The sequence below is a fragment of the Saccharibacillus endophyticus genome, assembly GCF_013185185.1.
GTDB lineage: Bacteria > Bacillota > Bacilli > Paenibacillales > Paenibacillaceae > Saccharibacillus > Saccharibacillus endophyticus.
Genome location: NZ_JAAZWE010000001.1, coordinates 773,934 through 789,625, shown reverse-complemented (window position 1 = coordinate 789,625; position 15,692 = coordinate 773,934). Strand labels below are relative to the sequence as shown.

The 15,692-nt window shown below is 49.8% G+C and carries 20 protein-coding genes; 18 read left to right on the top strand and 2 right to left on the bottom strand.

Annotated features, from left to right (window positions below):
• The first annotated feature begins 50 nt into the window (after window positions 1-50).
• Together HRQ63_RS03615 and glnA are read left to right on the top strand one after the other, a co-directional pair.
• Complete coding sequence (locus HRQ63_RS03615) at window positions 51-464, top strand: MerR family transcriptional regulator (protein ID WP_018977629.1); 414 nt, start codon at window positions 51-53, stop codon at window positions 462-464.
• 128 nt (window positions 465-592) lie between these two features.
• Window positions 593-1,921, top strand: coding sequence for a type I glutamate--ammonia ligase (gene glnA / locus HRQ63_RS03610; protein WP_037288797.1), 1,329 nt, complete (start codon window positions 593-595; stop codon window positions 1,919-1,921).
• 207 nt (window positions 1,922-2,128) lie between these two features.
• Here glnA and HRQ63_RS03605 read toward each other — a convergent pair whose 3' ends face one another.
• Window positions 2,129-2,365 (bottom strand): hypothetical protein, encoded by a 237-nt coding sequence (locus HRQ63_RS03605; protein WP_172239214.1) that lies wholly within the window; start codon window positions 2,363-2,365, stop codon window positions 2,129-2,131.
• 455 nt (window positions 2,366-2,820) lie between these two features.
• Between HRQ63_RS03605 and HRQ63_RS03600 the strand changes: the two genes are divergently transcribed.
• From HRQ63_RS03600 to HRQ63_RS03580, 5 genes are all read left to right on the top strand, one after another.
• Window positions 2,821-3,198 (top strand): hypothetical protein, encoded by a 378-nt coding sequence (locus tag HRQ63_RS03600; RefSeq protein WP_172239211.1) that lies wholly within the window; start codon window positions 2,821-2,823, stop codon window positions 3,196-3,198.
• Window positions 3,199-3,375: 177 nt separating this feature from the next.
• The gene (locus HRQ63_RS03595; protein ID WP_037288795.1) at window positions 3,376-3,576 is read left to right on the top strand and encodes a hypothetical protein; all 201 of its coding nucleotides are present in this window, start codon (window positions 3,376-3,378) and stop codon (window positions 3,574-3,576) included.
• A 173-nt stretch (window positions 3,577-3,749) separates the two neighbouring features.
• Window positions 3,750-4,673 carry a type I pantothenate kinase gene (coaA, locus tag HRQ63_RS03590; protein ID WP_172239208.1) on the top strand — a complete coding sequence of 308 codons (924 nt, stop codon included), beginning with the start codon at window positions 3,750-3,752 and terminating at the stop codon, window positions 4,671-4,673.
• Between the two features lie 178 nt (window positions 4,674-4,851).
• Window positions 4,852-5,652, top strand: coding sequence for a D-alanyl-D-alanine carboxypeptidase family protein (locus tag HRQ63_RS03585; RefSeq protein WP_172239205.1), 801 nt, complete (start codon window positions 4,852-4,854; stop codon window positions 5,650-5,652).
• 64 nt (window positions 5,653-5,716) lie between these two features.
• Window positions 5,717-6,091, top strand: a complete 375-nt coding sequence (locus HRQ63_RS03580) for a hypothetical protein (protein ID WP_172239202.1) — start codon at window positions 5,717-5,719, stop codon at window positions 6,089-6,091.
• A gap of 92 nt (window positions 6,092-6,183) precedes the next feature.
• Here HRQ63_RS03580 and lexA read toward each other — a convergent pair whose 3' ends face one another.
• A complete protein-coding gene (gene lexA, locus HRQ63_RS03575) occupies window positions 6,184-6,810 on the bottom strand; it encodes a transcriptional repressor LexA (RefSeq protein ID WP_172239199.1) in 627 nt (208 codons plus the stop codon).
• Window positions 6,811-7,049: 239 nt separating this feature from the next.
• Between lexA and HRQ63_RS03570 the strand changes: the two genes are divergently transcribed.
• From HRQ63_RS03570 to HRQ63_RS03520, 11 genes are all read left to right on the top strand, one after another.
• Entirely contained in the window at window positions 7,050-7,463 is a 414-nt protein-coding gene (locus tag HRQ63_RS03570) for a LysM peptidoglycan-binding domain-containing protein (protein WP_172239196.1), read from the top strand.
• Between the two features lie 145 nt (window positions 7,464-7,608).
• Entirely contained in the window at window positions 7,609-7,809 is a 201-nt protein-coding gene (locus HRQ63_RS03565; RefSeq protein WP_037288787.1) for a DUF896 domain-containing protein, read from the top strand.
• Window positions 7,810-7,947: 138 nt separating this feature from the next.
• The gene (locus HRQ63_RS03560; protein WP_172239193.1) at window positions 7,948-8,481 is read left to right on the top strand and encodes a methyltransferase; all 534 of its coding nucleotides are present in this window, start codon (window positions 7,948-7,950) and stop codon (window positions 8,479-8,481) included.
• 67 nt (window positions 8,482-8,548) lie between these two features.
• Window positions 8,549-9,358, top strand: coding sequence for an HAD family hydrolase (locus HRQ63_RS03555; protein WP_172239190.1), 810 nt, complete (start codon window positions 8,549-8,551; stop codon window positions 9,356-9,358).
• A 169-nt stretch (window positions 9,359-9,527) separates the two neighbouring features.
• Window positions 9,528-10,463 carry a ribonuclease Z gene (gene rnz, locus HRQ63_RS03550; RefSeq protein ID WP_172239187.1) on the top strand — a complete coding sequence of 312 codons (936 nt, stop codon included), beginning with the start codon at window positions 9,528-9,530 and terminating at the stop codon, window positions 10,461-10,463.
• A gap of 18 nt (window positions 10,464-10,481) precedes the next feature.
• On the top strand, window positions 10,482-11,288 hold the full coding sequence (locus HRQ63_RS03545; protein WP_172239184.1) for an HAD-IIA family hydrolase: 807 nt from the start codon (window positions 10,482-10,484) through the stop codon (window positions 11,286-11,288).
• A gap of 21 nt (window positions 11,289-11,309) precedes the next feature.
• Window positions 11,310-12,137 (top strand): Fpg/Nei family DNA glycosylase, encoded by an 828-nt coding sequence (locus HRQ63_RS03540; RefSeq protein ID WP_172239181.1) that lies wholly within the window; start codon window positions 11,310-11,312, stop codon window positions 12,135-12,137.
• A gap of 31 nt (window positions 12,138-12,168) precedes the next feature.
• Window positions 12,169-12,534, top strand: coding sequence for a cyclic-phosphate processing receiver domain-containing protein (locus tag HRQ63_RS03535; protein WP_229714052.1), 366 nt, complete (start codon window positions 12,169-12,171; stop codon window positions 12,532-12,534).
• Entirely contained in the window at window positions 12,531-12,881 is a 351-nt protein-coding gene (locus HRQ63_RS03530; RefSeq protein ID WP_172239178.1) for a thioredoxin family protein, read from the top strand. The genes HRQ63_RS03535 and HRQ63_RS03530 overlap by 4 nt, the downstream gene beginning before the upstream one ends.
• Before the next feature lie 69 nt (window positions 12,882-12,950).
• Complete coding sequence (locus HRQ63_RS03525) at window positions 12,951-14,033, top strand: SAM-dependent methyltransferase (RefSeq protein ID WP_172239175.1); 1,083 nt, start codon at window positions 12,951-12,953, stop codon at window positions 14,031-14,033.
• A 148-nt stretch (window positions 14,034-14,181) separates the two neighbouring features.
• A complete protein-coding gene (locus tag HRQ63_RS03520) occupies window positions 14,182-15,630 on the top strand; it encodes a serine/threonine protein kinase (protein ID WP_172239172.1) in 1,449 nt (482 codons plus the stop codon).
• The last annotated feature ends 62 nt before the right edge of the window (window positions 15,631-15,692 follow it).

The following is a 15,692-nucleotide window of genomic DNA, read 5'->3' as shown; positions in this document are numbered from 1 at the left end:
CGGATTTCGGGATGGAACCCAGAATAGTACACTGGAAGGTTGATGAATCCATGGGCGACGACATTCGCAGAAATATGGCCTTATTCCCTATAGGCATCGTAATGAAACTGACTGATTTGTCTGCACGGCAGATCCGCTATTATGAGCAGCATAGTTTGATTGTTCCGGCGCGTACTTCGGGAAATCAGCGTTTGTTTTCTTTTAACGATGTAGAACGACTGTTGGAAATCAAAGCACTGATCGAGAAAGGCGTTAACATTGCCGGCATTAAGCAAGTGATGAACCCGGTCACTAAAGAGTCCGAAGAAGCGACGGTTCTTAACGCCGCGACCGAAGAGAAGCGTAAGGAGCTTTCCGACTCGCAGCTTCACCGCATGCTTAAGCAGCAATTGGTTTCCGGTAAGAAGCCGGGTCAAGTCTCGCTGATTCAAGGCGAACTTTCCCGATTCTTTAATAGAAAGTAAGAATACATTCTTTTCGAAACAAGGCAGGGATTTTCTTTGTCTCAGCGAATTATTACAAACGGTCAGCTCATCAGGTTGTAACAGCGACCTTCGATGATGAAGAAAAGACATGAAGAGGAGAGGGTATCTTGAGTTACACTAAAGAGGATATTTTGCGCATTGCCAAAGAAGAAAACGTTCGTTTTATTCGTCTTCAGTTTACCGACTTGCTCGGATCGATCAAAAACGTTGAAATTCCGGTCAGCCAGTTGGTTAAAGCGCTTGACAATAAGATGATGTTCGACGGATCTTCCATCGAAGGCTACGTGCGGATCGAAGAATCCGATATGTATCTGTACCCGGACCTCGACACGTGGGTGATCTTCCCTTGGGTGACGGAAAACCGCGTTGCGCGTCTGATCTGCGATATTTATATGCCGGACGGCAAGCCGTTCGCAGGCGACCCTCGTGCCGTTCTGCGTCGTGCATTGGAAGAAGCGGAAGAAATGGGCTTCAGCGCAATGAACGTAGGGCCGGAACCGGAATTCTTCTTGTTCCGTACCGACGAAAATGGCAATCCTACCGACGAACTGAACGACCAAGGCGGATACTTCGACTTGGCGCCTACCGATCTGGGCGAGAACTGCCGCCGCGAGATCGTCATTACCCTTGAAGAAATGGGTTTTGAAATCGAAGCGTCCCACCATGAAGTAGCGCCGGGACAACACGAGATCGACTTCAAATACGAAAATGCGATGAAAGCAGCCGACCAGATCCAAACGTTCAAACTGGTGGTCAAAACGATCGCTCGCCAACACGGTCTGCATGCGACGTTCATGCCGAAACCGCTGTTCGGCATGAACGGTTCCGGCATGCACTGTCACCAATCGCTGTTCCGCGGTAACGAGAACGCCTTCTACGATGAGAGCGATGCGCTCGGTCTGAGTGAGACAGCCCGTCATTATATGGCAGGCATCCTCAAACATGCTCGTGCATTTGCGGCGGTGACGAACCCGACCGTAAACTCGTACAAGCGTCTTGTGCCTGGTTACGAAGCTCCTTGTTATGTGGCATGGTCCGCAAGCAATCGCAGCCCGATGATCCGTATTCCGGCGTCGCGCGGCCTGAGCACCCGGATCGAAGTTCGTAACCCGGACCCGGCAGCGAACCCTTATCTGGCACTCGCGGTGATGTTGAAATCCGGTCTCGACGGGATCAAAAGAGAGCTCAAGCTCCCGGCTCCGATCGACCGCAACATCTACGTGATGTCCGAAGAAGAGCGGATCGAAGAAGGCATTCCAAGCCTTCCGGCCGATCTGAAAGAAGCACTCAACGAACTGATCCGCGACGAAGTCGTGGTACAAGCGATGGGCGAACACGCTCTGACGCACTTCTACGAGTTGAAAGAAATTGAGTGGGATATGTATAGAACTCAAGTCCACCAATGGGAACGCGATCAGTACATGACGCTTTACTAGGACTTCAAACCCTTGGCGCTCTAAGCGCTAAGGGTTTTTGTTTTTATGGGCACTCTCTCAAAAACACGTTCAGTTGCCTGCGTGCCCACAAAATGCCCACAAAGTTTTTAGGAAGTCGCTTTAAAAAGTGAGCCGTAAAGTCGAAGTTTCATCAATACGCAGTTGAACTTTGCTCCAATCAATATCATGCTATTTGAGTGCAGCAGCCTATTCTTTGCGCATACCCGTCCCGATCGTAATTTGGTACTTGGCTTCTTCAAATGTTTTGGGATTCTCCGCATACAGCTGCTCAGCTTTTGCATACGAGAAAAAGGACTCGGTACACGTGTTGCGATAGTCGTTGCCCGGTTCGGAACGGCTTCTTGTTGTTTTCGCACTGTATCGATTGAAGGTTGGTCCTTTTTGGGCAATAAAAAACCCTCCGGTCTCCAGTGTTGATCCCATTTATCATGAGCTTCTTTTCACTGTTTGACTTGAGGGGATATACCGTCAGATTTGCCTTGGGCAGGCGTTTTTTTATTTATACAGCATGCCAGATTCGTTTAATGGTCCAACGAGGCAATGTCACGATTCGCTGATCGCTATGAATATCGAAAAGTAAGTCGTCTTTAGGGTGATTGTTACAAATCCCCTCGTAAAATTCGCCGCTTATCACATGCAGTCGAACTTCGCTGCTAAGCTCTATAGCTTGAACCAAGCTTATGAAAATAATGTTTTCCTCCTGAAAATGTAGTTGAAAGGTATACATACCACCCCCGACTACGAAGTAAACAGATTGAAATAAATTATGAATTTTCCTGTTGTACCCTAACTTATTCTCTTGATACAATATAATTGCTTCAAACTTTAAAATTATAGAGTATTTTTATTCAACAAGAGTAGTAGGGGGAAGAAATAAGTTGGAAGCAAAAACGATATTGAAGAAAAAATTACGTTCGATTTTAATTCAGATCAAAATTTTTATGAGGAATTCTTCAATGACTTATATTGAAGGGTCGTCGAAAATTGTAGAGAACGGTGCATATGAATGGGTTGGTTTGGATGCTAATCAAACTCTTGATCAGCAGGATATCTGCAATGAATACGTCGAAATTTTGAATGAAGTCGTTCATTTGAAATTGGATAGCAGCTTTTTGACTCAATTCAATCAAAGCGGTGAACGTGTTCTTAGTTTTTTAAGACAGGATTCGATTGTGTGGCAGAAAACAGGTCTGCAAGTTTATAACGAAATAGAAAGAGAGATTGATCATCAATTAGAGTTAAGTGAACGTTTGTAAAAAGCGCCTATTCGGTTATTTTCAATAATATTCTTCCTTTTGAAATTAACGAGTACAGCCCGAATAAACCGAATTCCAGCCGTATCATTTACAAGCGCCGGCGTTCTGGTTACAATGAGAATCGGTTCCTGCTTTCTAAGTCGGGAACCGATTTTTACAAGCCAAGGAGATTTTATTATGAAAACGTACAGAGAACTAATCAGCAACGAAGAATTTTTCGCGGCCGCCCTGATGCAAGTGCCGATCTTCGTGATTGACGCGATCGACGAGTCGGAAGTGGACGAAGGCGGTACCGTGCAGCAGTATACCGATTTCAGCGTATGGATCAAAGGCGTCAGCTATCCGCGGCACAAGCATGTATTCAAAGTTTCCAGTTAGACCAACAGCCTCCGAGCCCCAAGGCCGGAAGCTGTTTTTGTTTTAAAAACGTTTACTGTGGAGGAAACGATCAAAGGTTGCGCCTTTTTTCAAAACAAAGTCAAATGCGTGTTCAAAACGGATGTAATTTGCTAGACTGAAGGTACTATGTCAGAGTGAGGGATCGGTTGAAGATGAATGCGTATGGAAATTTCAAAGAATTCGATCGAGCCAGATGGGCAGCATTGCGGAGTCGAACGCCACTGTTGTTGTCCGAGGAAGAGTTGGAGAGAATCAAAGGTCTGAACGACAAAATTTCGCTGCGTGAAGCAGAGGATATCTATATTCCATTGACCCGTCTGATTAACTTGAAGGTCAGGGCGGCCCAGTATTTGCGAGAGGTTACCAGTGCGTTTTTGGGTTGTGAACCGGTAAACAAGCCTTTTATTATCGGGATTGCCGGAAGCGTGGCCGTAGGTAAAAGTACGGTGGCGCGCTTGCTGAAGACCCTTTTGTCCCGCTGGGAGCATCACCCGAAGGTGGACCTGGTGACGACGGACGGTTTCCTATACCCTACCCGCGTATTGGAAAAGAAGGGGCTTATGGCTCGAAAAGGATTCCCGGAAAGCTACGATACCAAGCAGTTGATCGATTTCTTGAGTAAAGTAAGAGACGGTGAGCGCAATGTTCAAGCCCCGCTGTATTCGCATATCACCTATGACGTGCTGCCGGACCGGTTCGAAGTGATCGATAATCCGGATATTTTGATCGTAGAAGGGATTAACGTACTTCAAGTCAGCAAAAGACAACCGGTGTTCGTGAGCGATTACTTCGACTTTTCGCTGTACATCGACGCTGACGCCGAAGATATTCGCAGTTGGTATATCGATCGTTTCCTTCTCCTGCAACAGACGGCCTTCCGCGAACCGTTGTCTTACTTCCATCGTTATGCGGATCTGAGTAACCAGGAGGCGGTCGAGCGTGCTTCGCAGATCTGGGAGAACATCAATCTGCTGAATTTGAACGAAAACATTTTACCGACGCGTCAACGGGCTGATCTGATCTTGAGAAAAGGACGCGATCATCAGATTCATGAGGTTTATTTACGGGAAATCTGAACATAGAAGGAGAGACATAAGAGTGAAATCAAGAAGGACAGCAAAAAACGAGGCCTATGCACGCAAGTTTTGGAAAACTGCGGCAGCGATCGTGATGACATCGGCTATAGCCGTTTCGGGAAGTATTTTGCCTGCCTAAACGCTTGCCGCTCAGACGGCTAGTTACGAATCAACGCTTTTGTCGTCCGCGTCTTCCAAATTGGCTTCAGGACTCTATAGCTCCAATGCTATTTTGATCCGAATGAGTGACGGTCGGGTGCTGATGAAGAAAAATATCAATCAAAAAGTATATCCGGCTTCGATGACCAAAATGATGACGGCGCTCGTGGCGTTGGAAAATCTGCCGGACCTTCAACGGAAGACGACACTGCCGGCCGGGATGTTTGCAAGCCTGGAGAAGCAAGGGGCGTCGATGGCAGGGTTTAAGCGGGGCGAAAAAGTCAAAGCGATTGACCTGCTATACGGTTCGATGCTGCCTTCGGGAGCGGACGCATCTGTTGGACTGGCGTACGCGGTTTCCGGATCGGAAGCGGATTTCGTGAAAAAGATGAATCGGAAAGCCAAGCAGCTAGGCATGAAGCATACGAATTTTACGAATGTCACGGGTCTGCATAACGCCAATCACTACACTACGGTCAAAGATATGTCGATCCTGATGAAAGCCGCGCTTAAAAATTCGACTTTCCGCAAATTGGTCACGACGCATAAATATTCGATGTCGCCGACGAACACTCATCCACAAGGAATGACAGTGCATAGCACGCTATCGGAAAGCGCTCCGACCCTGCAATTCAAAGGCGGACAGATCCTTGGCGGAAAGACCGGATATACACGCGCCGCGGGTCTCTGTTTGGCTTCGATCGCTGTCAAAGACGGTAAGGAGTACATGCTGGTAACCGCTGATGCGGACGGCAGTCCTTGGAGTAAACCTTATCATATCCAGGATGCGCTGAACGTTTATCCGAAAATCCAAAAATAGGCTGGAAAAAGAACTGATGTTCGCTTATAATACAAACATACGTTCCGAACGAGAGGGTGTGTTTGTGAAGATGAATCGCTTGGAGCGAAGGATTTTGGGAATTTTGCGTCGTCATCGTTGGCTCGCTTTTCGTTTACTATCGATGGCCGGACTTATGCGTCGCAGCGGAGGCGCATTCCGGGATGTGACGATCACGCTGATTAACCTGGAGCAGAGCGGATATATCCGTTGGCCGGACAAGTCTTCATTAACGCATATTTCCGTATTGCGTAAAGCTTATAAGCTGAAAGCCGTGTTTTCGTGGCTACCTAATCGCGAAGCAGGCGAAATCATTCCGGGCTCGCCCTATTCATCTACGCAAGAAGAGAGAGCGCTTCGAATTAAGCACCGCCCGAACGTGCCGGAACCATCATCGAGACGACACCGAACCGCAGACTAGGGCATAACTTATACTGCACAAAAAAACTCCTCCGTTATCCGGGGAGTTTTTTTAATTGGGACGTTGTTGAAATTCAATCATGCGTCCGTCCTTCAATGAAAATTACGGAACAAACCTACGACCTTACCGAGAATCGTAACGTGAGTCAAACGAAGCGGCTCATACGTTGGGTTTTCCGGCTGAAGGCGAATATGATCCTTTTCCTTGTAAAACGTCTTCACTGTGGCTTCGTCTTCCTCGGTCATGGCTACAACGATATCGCCATTGTTGGCCGTCTGTTGTTGGCGAACTACGACGTAATCCCCGCTGTTAATGCCTGCTTCAATCATGCTGTCTCCAATGACGGAGAGCATGAACACTTGATCTTCGCCGACCATCGTCTGCGGAAGAGGGAAGTAATCCTCAATATTCTCGGTTGCCGTAATCGGCACGCCGGCAGTAACTTTACCCACGACCGGAACGCGGCGGATTGTCGATGCGAACAAGTTGCTGCTCTCCGACTCATCCATGCCAAGCAATTCGATCGCGCGTGGTTTTGTCGGGTCGCGGCGAATCAACCCTTTTTTCTCCAAGCGATCCAGATGTCCGTGAACGGTGGAACTGGAAGCTAAACCTACCGCTTCGCCGATTTCGCGAACGGACGGCGGATATCCCTTGGATTTGACCTCAGTACGGATAAATTCCAGAATAGCCTGTTGGCGTACGGAAATCTTCGACATTCGTATCAACCCCATTCATTAATCATTTAATTATTCATTATCTTGCAAAAGCATCCCAAAAAGAATCATAAATTTCGAATGCGATATGGGACGATTATATCATAGAACTTCCGTTCGCACAAACGTAAGTTCTGCGAAGATGCGAACAAATTTTCGCGAACAAACGTTCCAAAACCTATTGATCTGAACGTATGTTCGTGCTATATTGTTCGCAGAGGGCAGAACAAACGTTTGGGAGAGTGTTGAAAATGCCAAAGTACACAACTTATAAAAGTATCTATGACACCGTGGGAAGCAACAATGAAGGGCGCATTCATCGAATCTTTTCATCTATTCCTTCTCTTTTACATAGCATCGGTATGCCAAAGTACCGCTGGAGCAAAACTGGCGCGGCTAGAGTTCGTTTGCTGTTGTTTGTATTGATCGGCTTATTCGCAGGAACAGGAGTGGTGCATGCTCTTCAGAGCAACACGCCTCCGGCGGAAGTACGCACGGTCGTGGTATCGCCCGGCGATACGCTCTGGTCCATTGCCGAAAACAATAAACCGGAAGGCGCGGATACTCGGATTTTCATCTCGGGGATCAAGCAGAAGAACGAGCTGAACAGCAGTGAGATTTATGCCGGCGAAGAATTGATTTTGCCTAATTTTTAAAACGTAAGGCAGCGAGGCTGTGACGGGCGCGAACTCGTAAGCCATACGTCGGAAATCGAGAAAAGAGCTTGCAGGGCAATCGCCTTGACAAGCTCTTTTTTTCATGTGAAAGTATAAAGAAGTATGGTTACAAGGAGGGTGTATAGTGGATATCGATACTTTGGTAGGCCGGATCAATGAGCTGGCCCGTAAACATAAAGCCGAAGGACTGAGCGAAGAAGAGCTGGAAGAGCGTGCAAAACTTCGTGAAATCTATCTCGGCAACGTACGGCGCAATTTCCGTCAAGAGCTGGATTCGATCGAATGGGTTGATGAAGAACCGAAGAACGGCGGCAAGCTGCATTAATTTTTATTGTTCAAGGCAAGCGCTTCATCGAAACGGAAATGGCTCGCCGGTTCGCGGACAGGGAGTGCCGCGTTCCGGCGAGCTTTTTTTGTATAAAGCTTCATAAGCAGAGTGATAGATCGCTAAGGGGGAAAAGAAATGTCCCGTTCATGGGAGAGACAGGTCCGTAAAAATCAGCAGAAAACGAACACTTTGAGGCAAAAAACAGGCCAGGAACGAATCGGTGCCGCAGGAACCGTGAATCAAGCCTACGACACGTTCAAAGGCAGGAATTACATGTTCCCGACGTTTCTGATGATTATCGCCATTTTCCTGACCGTCATTACGGTGGGAGCGCAAATGTCGGGCGTGGAAGAAGCTTCCGGCGCATCGTATTGGTTCATCATCGTCATGTATGTCATCTTGGCGGTGATCATGTTCTTGCGCCGTCCGTTTTTGCGCGTGGGCAAAGACCGGGTATCGACGATTCGCTTTAACCGTGAACGTACGCTTCTGGCGGGCGATATTGCCAAATTCCGAATCGAAAAAGGCTATGTTACGATCGAGACAAAAGGAAAAAGCGCCAATTGGATCTTCTCCCGTTTCCTGAAGATGTTCAAAACGGAAGAGATCGCTCAGCGCGTGACCGAATTTGCGGAGCAGCATCAGATTCCGGTTGAAAAAAAGCAATAACTTATCTTCAGCCCACGTAGGGTTACGCGTGTCGGCGATTATAACGGAAGAGTGAGGGGACTACGAAATGACGGTGGAAACGACGGTAAAAGCGGTAATTTTTGATCTGGATGATACCTTGCTCTGGGATGAGCGCAGCGTAAAAGAAGCTTTTGAAGTCGCTTCGGAAGAAGCGGCGCGTCGTACGGGAATCAATGCCGAAGCGCTTGAAGCGGCAGTGCGCGACCGTGCTCGCGATCTGTATGCAACTTACGAAACCTATCCGTTCACCCAGATGATCGGCATCAGCCCGTTCGAAGGCCTGTGGGCGAATTTTGACAAAGGCGAACAGCCGGAATTCCGTAAATTGCAAGAGATTGCTCCGATTTATCGGAAAGAAGCATGGCGTCTGGGCCTGGCTGATCTCGGCGTCGAGGATGAAGCGCTGGCCCTGGAATTGTCCGCATTATTTGCTGCGGAGCGTCGCAAGCGTCCGCACGTCTATGAAGAGACCTATTCCGTACTTGATCAGCTCAAGGGGAATGTCAAACTGCTTATGTTGACGAACGGCTGTCCATCGCTGCAACAAGAAAAGTTGGACGGCGTACCGCAGTTGGTGCCTTATTTTGATCATATCGTGATTTCGGGAACGTTCGGAAAAGGCAAACCGGATACCTCGATCTTCCGTCATGCGCTTGGATTGTTGGGCGTTGCGCCGGAAGAAGCTTTGATGGTTGGCGATAAGCAAAGCACGGATATTCGCGGGGCACTCGATACAGGAATTCCTTCTGTCTGGATTAACCGTGTAGGCCGTCCGCCGCATTCCGGTATTGTACCCGTGCATCAAATCGACTCTTTGCGCGATCTGCTTCCACTGGCGGGAATCCACAATTCCTGAGAAATCGGCGAACCGGTATTCCGTCCGCCCGCTGCGGCGGGCGGGCTTTTTTTCGCTTCATCATTTTAACGGGGAAAACGAACGAATCCGATTATCCGAATCCGGATTCGGGTATTGAATTAGCATTTACGGCGTGCAAGACGGCGTCAAAAGAAGGAGGAGTGCGGCTGTGGAACTTTATTTTCTCGGCACCAATGCGGGCTTGCCGACCACGCAGCGCAATGTTACGTCCGTCGCGCTCCGCATGTTGGAGGAACGGCGTTGTTCCTGGCTGTTCGATTGCGGCGAAGCGACTCAGCATCAGATTTTGCATTCGCCGCTTAAACTCGGCAAATTGGAAAAAATTTTTATCACGCATATGCATGGCGATCATGTCTTTGGACTGCCGGGCCTGTTATCCAGCCGGGCTTCGCATGAAGGTTCTCCGCCACTGACCGTATACGGCCCGCAAGGGCTGAGAGATTTCTTGGAAGCCACGCTGCGAGCTACGCAAAGCCGGATCGACTTCGGGTTGGAGATCGTGGAACATTCAGGCGGATTGGTGTTCGAAGACGATCAGATCAAGGTTGAAGCCGAAGCTTTGGAGCATCGAATCGAGAGCTATGGCTATCGTGTGACCGAAAAGGATCGTCCGGGCAGCTTAAATATGGAACTTCTGCAGGAATGGGGCGTGCGTCCGGGGCCGGAATACGGTAAGCTTAAGAATGGAGAATGCATTACGGTGAACGGACGCACTATTGAACCCGCACAGGTGCTCGGACCTCCGAAGCGCGGCCGAATTGTCACGATTCTTGGCGATACGCGTCCGACTCCGGGTATCCATCCGTTAGCATCGGGAGCGGATCTGTTGGTTCACGAAGCGACATTCACTGACGAATTTGCCGATCTGGCATATAAGTATTATCACAGTACCGCGGTTCAGGCTGCGGAAGCTGCACGGCAAGCGGGAGTGGGCGAGTTGATTCTGACCCATTTTAGTTCGCGTTATAAGGATTTGGAACAACTTCAGCCGCTGTTAGAAGAAGCGCAAGCCGTATTTCCTCATACGCGGCTTGCGATCGAACACCAATCTTATCCGATCCGTGCTGCGAAAGGCGTAGAATGAGAAAAGGAATGAAGCGATATGACGCAAAGCTGTATCTTGATCGATTTGGACGGAACCTTGTATCATGGCGAGCGAATGGTACCTGGAGCGGACGAACTCATTGCAACATTGAATGATCGTCATATTCCGTTTCTTTTTCTAACCAACAATTCTTCGGCTGCGCCGGAAACGGTCGCGCTGAGGTTGAACAAAATGGGTATTCCTGCGCGGCCTGAACAGGTCTGCACCTCTTCTATGGCAGCTGCTGCCTATATGGCGGGTCGTAAGCCGGGGGCTTCTGTAGCTATATTCGGGGAAGCCGGGTTGCGCGGTGCGGTATCTGCGGCTGGACTGAAAGAGTTTTCCGGCGAAAACGGTCATCCCGACTATGTCCTGCAGGGGATTGACCGAGAGTTTTCCTATGAAAAATTGGCACAGGCCGGACGTTTGATTTTGGCTGGCGCAGAGTTCGTATTAACGAATCCCGACCTGCTGCTTCCTTCCGAGGGAGGACTGATGCCCGGGGCGGGTACGTTGGGAGCGGCTCTCCAATCCATGACCGGAGTTCAACCTGTCGTGATCGGCAAGCCTTCATCGATTTTAATGAACTTTGCTTTTAATCGGCTCGGCGCTCGATCTTCGCAGGTCACGATTATTGGCGACAACATGATGACCGATATCAAGGCCGGTGCTCAAGCAGGCTGTCGTTCTCTGTTGCTGCTTACGGATGAGGGCGTCACCACTCCGCATAATCTGGAGCGCCACAAAGGTCTTGCTGACGCGGAGCCTGATCTCGTCAAGAGCAATTTGCATGAAGTAAGGGAATGGGTATTAACGTTAAGCTAAAAAAGAAAGGAACGATGATTGATGACTGAACTGCCTGAAATCGAACATTATCGCAGACAACTAGGCCAGTGGATCCTTGATCGTCCGATTGATCGAGTTTATCTGGCCAATGAGCGCAGCACCGATGTTACACCTGAGGAATTTGCCGGAGCTTTAGAAGGAAGAAGCTTGCTTTTCCTTGAGCGTCGCGGAACTTTTCTGATTTTCCACCTCGATAACGGTCACCGCCTGTTGATTGCTTTGGCGAAAGACGGTGCCCTGTATTGCGGAGAAGGTGATGAAAAACCGCCGTTCGTCGTTCAAGCGGAGATCGGATTCGGGGAGCGCACGCTGTATGTAGCAGGAAAAGCAAGCATATTGCGCCTGATGACCGTACGCGGGTTGGACGATGTGGTGAAGACGCTGGGTCCTGATCCGTTTTCCCGTCAACTTACCGCGGAATCGTTCGTCGCTCAGCTTAAAAAGCGTCGCGGAGCGCTCCGCAGCCTGTTGACCGGTCAAAAGTTGGCAGCCGGAATCGGCCCTCGTTACGCGGATGAGATCGCCTTTGCTGCGGGACTGCTGCCTTCGGTTAAAGTACAGGAACTTAACGGGGAGAGTGCAGCTCGTCTGTACGAAGCTTTGGAAAGCGTACTGAGTGCCGCAATCGATGCGGGAGGCTGCATTCAAACGCCGCTCAGCGCTAAGGATACGATAACGGGCGGATACTTGGCACAATGCCGCGTTTACGAACGTGAGGGCCAGCCATGCACCGAAGGCGGAGCGAAAGTCGAAAAGATGGATGTATCGGGTAAAAAAGCTTACTATTGCCCGCAATGCCAATACGAGCAAACTCCCGTATTTTCGTGATAGGGGGAATCGTTCGGGAAGGAGCGAGAACGTGACGAATACCGAAAACAAACCTAAAATCCATCTGTATATGGACGACTGGCGTCCTTGTCCGGAAGGCTTCGCATTGGCGCGTACGGGTGAAGAATGCCTGGAAATGCTAAAAGCGTGCGACGTGGACATTTTATCGTTGGATCACGAAATGGGCCCTGGAGAATTGAGCGGCAGCGAAGTCGCGGCGCGAATTGTGGCGAATGGAACGTTCCCGCGCGAAATTTATTTGCATACTTCAAGCGAATACGGTCGGCGGAGTATGTATCAGACTCTATATGCGGGTAAACCTGACGACGTGATTTTGCACAAAGGCTCCATGCCTGAAGAAGTCCGCAGAAAAGTCGCTAATGAAGAATCCCGATGAGAGAATCGACTGAACGCGAACTGGCAGGCTGGATCGAAGCGAGAGACCGCCGGGTTATCGTATTCGGACATACGCCTTTTTGCGGAACCTGTAAAGCGGCGCGAAGAATGTTGGACGTGATTGAACAAATGGACCGGGAAATCGATATTTATGCGCTTGACCTGAATTTCGCGCCCGAGTTTATTCGCAACTATCGGATTAGCAGCACGCCCTCGCTCAGTATCTTCGATCCGGCCGTTCCCGGCGAACCGCGTACGATTTATGCCATGCACTCCGTGCCTTATTTGCTGGAGTTTATCGGACAAGAGCAGAAGCGCGGCATGTGGTCCGAACCAAAAAGACGATAACGAACAAGAGAGAATCCGCGTATCGTTGAAACCTATATGATACGCGGATTTTGTGGAGGTTAATGTATTTTGAGTGAGCACGAGTTGGAACAAGAAAATCAAAACATAGAAGAAGTTCAGGAGCCGGAGCAAGGAGAAAGTTTGTTCATTTGCACGGCAAACCGTGACTTTGCGGCTTATGCACAGGAAGAGCTTCGTCGACTTTTCGGCTCGGTAAAAAGCAGCGTATTGAGCGATCGTGAAGTTCTTTTGGTTAAATTGAACGTATCCGAGCAGAACGCGATACAACAAATTTCGGATAGTCGTCCTATTTTCCTGCGTCATATTCAACCTGTTCAATTCGAACGCGAAGGTGAAAATGCCGGAGAATTACTCGCTGAAGCCGCCTCGTTTATTTTGTCGAGCAAGGTGATGGGAGCAGGCGTCAAAGTTGCGCTTCAGGTGAGAAAAAGCGCTGATGCAGGCGAGGAAAGTTCGTCGCAGTTGAAGGAATGGCTGGAAGAATTGCTTCGTGCATCCGAAGCGGAATTCGTGACGGCAAGCGCCGATTGGATTGCCTCGGTATATTTGACGGATTCGGCAATTTACGCGGGAATTTCGCGTCCGGAGGACAATTTGTCGGACTGGAGCGGAGGAGCGGTTCGTTTCCGTCGCGAAGAAGGACAACTGTCCCGCGCCAAGTTCAAACTGCTTGAAGCCGAACGAGAATTCGGGCTGGATCTCTCAGCTTATCGGAGCGCGGTGGATATCGGTGCGGCTCCCGGCGGATGGACGTCGCTGCTGCTTGAACGCGGATTGAAGGTAACCGCGATCGACCCGGCGAAACTGCATCCGTCGTTGCTCAAATCGCCGAACCTGACCTATATCCGTAAAAACGCAAGCGAAGTCAAATTCAAAGATAACGAGTTTGATTTGCTGGTATGCGACATGAGTTGGAGTCCCAAGTTAATGGTTCAATTGGTGTCGGGTCTGCTTCATGGATTAAGTCCGGGCGGTACGGCTATCGTCACGATCAAGCTTATGCACAAAAAGCCTATGGCGCTGATCAAAGAGGTCATCGCATCCTTCGAAAACTCGCGTTTGCAGGTCCAACGTGCGAAGCAACTGTTCCATAATCGCGAAGAAATTACGCTTTACATGATTAAATATTAATAAATAGGTCTTTACACTTAGCAAGCAATAGGCTTATAATGACTTCAAAATCATATGCACGGAAAGGGAAAGCATCCCTCACGAATCCGGTCTTAGGACCTGGTTTGCGAGGGGTGCTTTCTTTTTTTGTCCGAAAAGGGGTGAATTCATGCCTTACCCGCCAAAATTGGAGCGAGGAGCCGTAATAGGAGATCGATACCGGGTGGAACGCGTACTCGGGAGCGGCGGAATGGGTCGGGTCTATCTGGCCTCCGACGCCAAGCTTCCGGGCAAGTGGTGGGCCGTTAAGGAGACGATGGCCGATACGGCGGATTATGAAAGGATCGAAAACGAAGCGAAGATGCTGACCAGGCTGCGTCATCGCAGTTTGCCTCAGGTCGCTGATTTTTTTTCGCCGGATGCCGAAGGTCGAGTGTTTCTGGTCATGGAGTACATCGAAGGTTCGAATTTGAGCGATTATGCGAGCAGAGCCGGGGGTGTGCTGGACATTCCGTTCATCTTGGAGCTGACATTGCGAATTTGCGAAACGTTGGAGTATCTGCATACGCAAAGTCCGCCGATCGTCTTTCGCGATTTGAAGCCGGGTAACGTGATGATCGGTGAAGACGGAACGATTCGTTTGATCGATTTTGGAATTGCGCGAAGTGCCAACCCGGACAAAAACGCCGATACGGTGAAGCTCGGAACGATCGGATTTGCCGCACCTGAGCAGTATGAAGGGCAAAGCGATCCGTCCAGCGATCAGTATGCGTTGGGGGCGATGCTGTTGTACCTCTCCACGGCTGGTCGGTTTAGCGAATGGACACCGGAGGCGCAGCGCGCGCTGCGACCTGATCTTCCTTCGGCACTGGTGCCTGCGATTCGTCGGATGCTGAGTTACCGGCGTGAAGAACGCTATCCGCATATCCGCGATATCAAGCGAATCATTCAGCCTGAACCTGTCGAAGGCGAAGCTCCGTTGACCTCAGGTGTTGGAGGCACGTCCACGATTGCGGTACTCGGCAATTTCCAGGGTTGCGGAGCCACGCATATAGCGGTTGCTGCTGCGCATACGCTTGCTCGCGAGGGAGGACGAACCGCGCTCGTCGAGTTGGGCAGAACGTCTGGGGCTTTTGAACGCATTGCGATGGAATGGGAAGGCGAGCCGCTCAGAGGGCGACGGATGTTCAGTATTCGGGGGGTCGATTACTGGCCTTCGGCAGAACGGGGGCGTTTGACCGATATTTTCAGCAGAGGATACCGATACGTGGTCCTGGATCTTGGAACTTGCAGTGATGCTCGTGATTTTGAAGAGTTTTTGCGGGCGGACGCTCCGGTGATTGTCGGTTCCGCAAGCGAATGGCGCAGCGGAGATTTAGTCGCTTTTGCTCATCGGGAAACACTGCGCGCAAGGCCTAAGTGGACGTATGTGCTTCCGTTTGCTGCTGAGGAGGCCGTACGGGAAATGCGCCGAAGACTCGGTCACAAAAGAATCTATTCGCTGCCTCCGCTATCGAATCCGTTCGACGGAAACCTGCGCGACGCTTTTGAGCCGATCCTCGGTTCGCTTTATACACGAAAGGGGCGCCGATCCATTTTGAAACTGGTTTTCCGCTAGAGCGGAAAAACGAAGCTGAAGCTGCAAAAGCAACACCGGCATAAACGGAAATGAAGGGAGAA

Excerpts from the sequence above, each read along its gene's own strand:
- HRQ63_RS03530 (WP_172239178.1), top strand. The coding sequence starts at position 12,531 with ATGAGAGAATCGACTGAACGCGAACTGGCAGGCTGGATCGAAGCGAGA.
- HRQ63_RS03520 (WP_172239172.1), top strand. The coding sequence starts at position 14,182 with ATGCCTTACCCGCCAAAATTGGAGCGAGGAGCCGTAATAGGAGATCGA.
- HRQ63_RS03545 (WP_172239184.1), top strand. The coding sequence starts at position 10,482 with ATGACGCAAAGCTGTATCTTGATCGATTTGGACGGAACCTTGTATCAT.
- HRQ63_RS03595 (WP_037288795.1), top strand. The coding sequence starts at position 3,376 with ATGAAAACGTACAGAGAACTAATCAGCAACGAAGAATTTTTCGCGGCC.
- coaA (WP_172239208.1), top strand. The coding sequence starts at position 3,750 with ATGAATGCGTATGGAAATTTCAAAGAATTCGATCGAGCCAGATGGGCA.
- HRQ63_RS03605 (WP_172239214.1), bottom strand. The coding sequence starts at position 2,365 with ATGGGATCAACACTGGAGACCGGAGGGTTTTTTATTGCCCAAAAAGGA.
- HRQ63_RS03560 (WP_172239193.1), top strand. The coding sequence starts at position 7,948 with ATGTCCCGTTCATGGGAGAGACAGGTCCGTAAAAATCAGCAGAAAACG.
- HRQ63_RS03555 (WP_172239190.1), top strand. The coding sequence starts at position 8,549 with ATGACGGTGGAAACGACGGTAAAAGCGGTAATTTTTGATCTGGATGAT.
- HRQ63_RS03540 (WP_172239181.1), top strand. The coding sequence starts at position 11,310 with ATGACTGAACTGCCTGAAATCGAACATTATCGCAGACAACTAGGCCAG.
- lexA (WP_172239199.1), bottom strand. The coding sequence starts at position 6,810 with ATGTCGAAGATTTCCGTACGCCAACAGGCTATTCTGGAATTTATCCGT.
- HRQ63_RS03615 (WP_018977629.1), top strand. The coding sequence starts at position 51 with ATGGGCGACGACATTCGCAGAAATATGGCCTTATTCCCTATAGGCATC.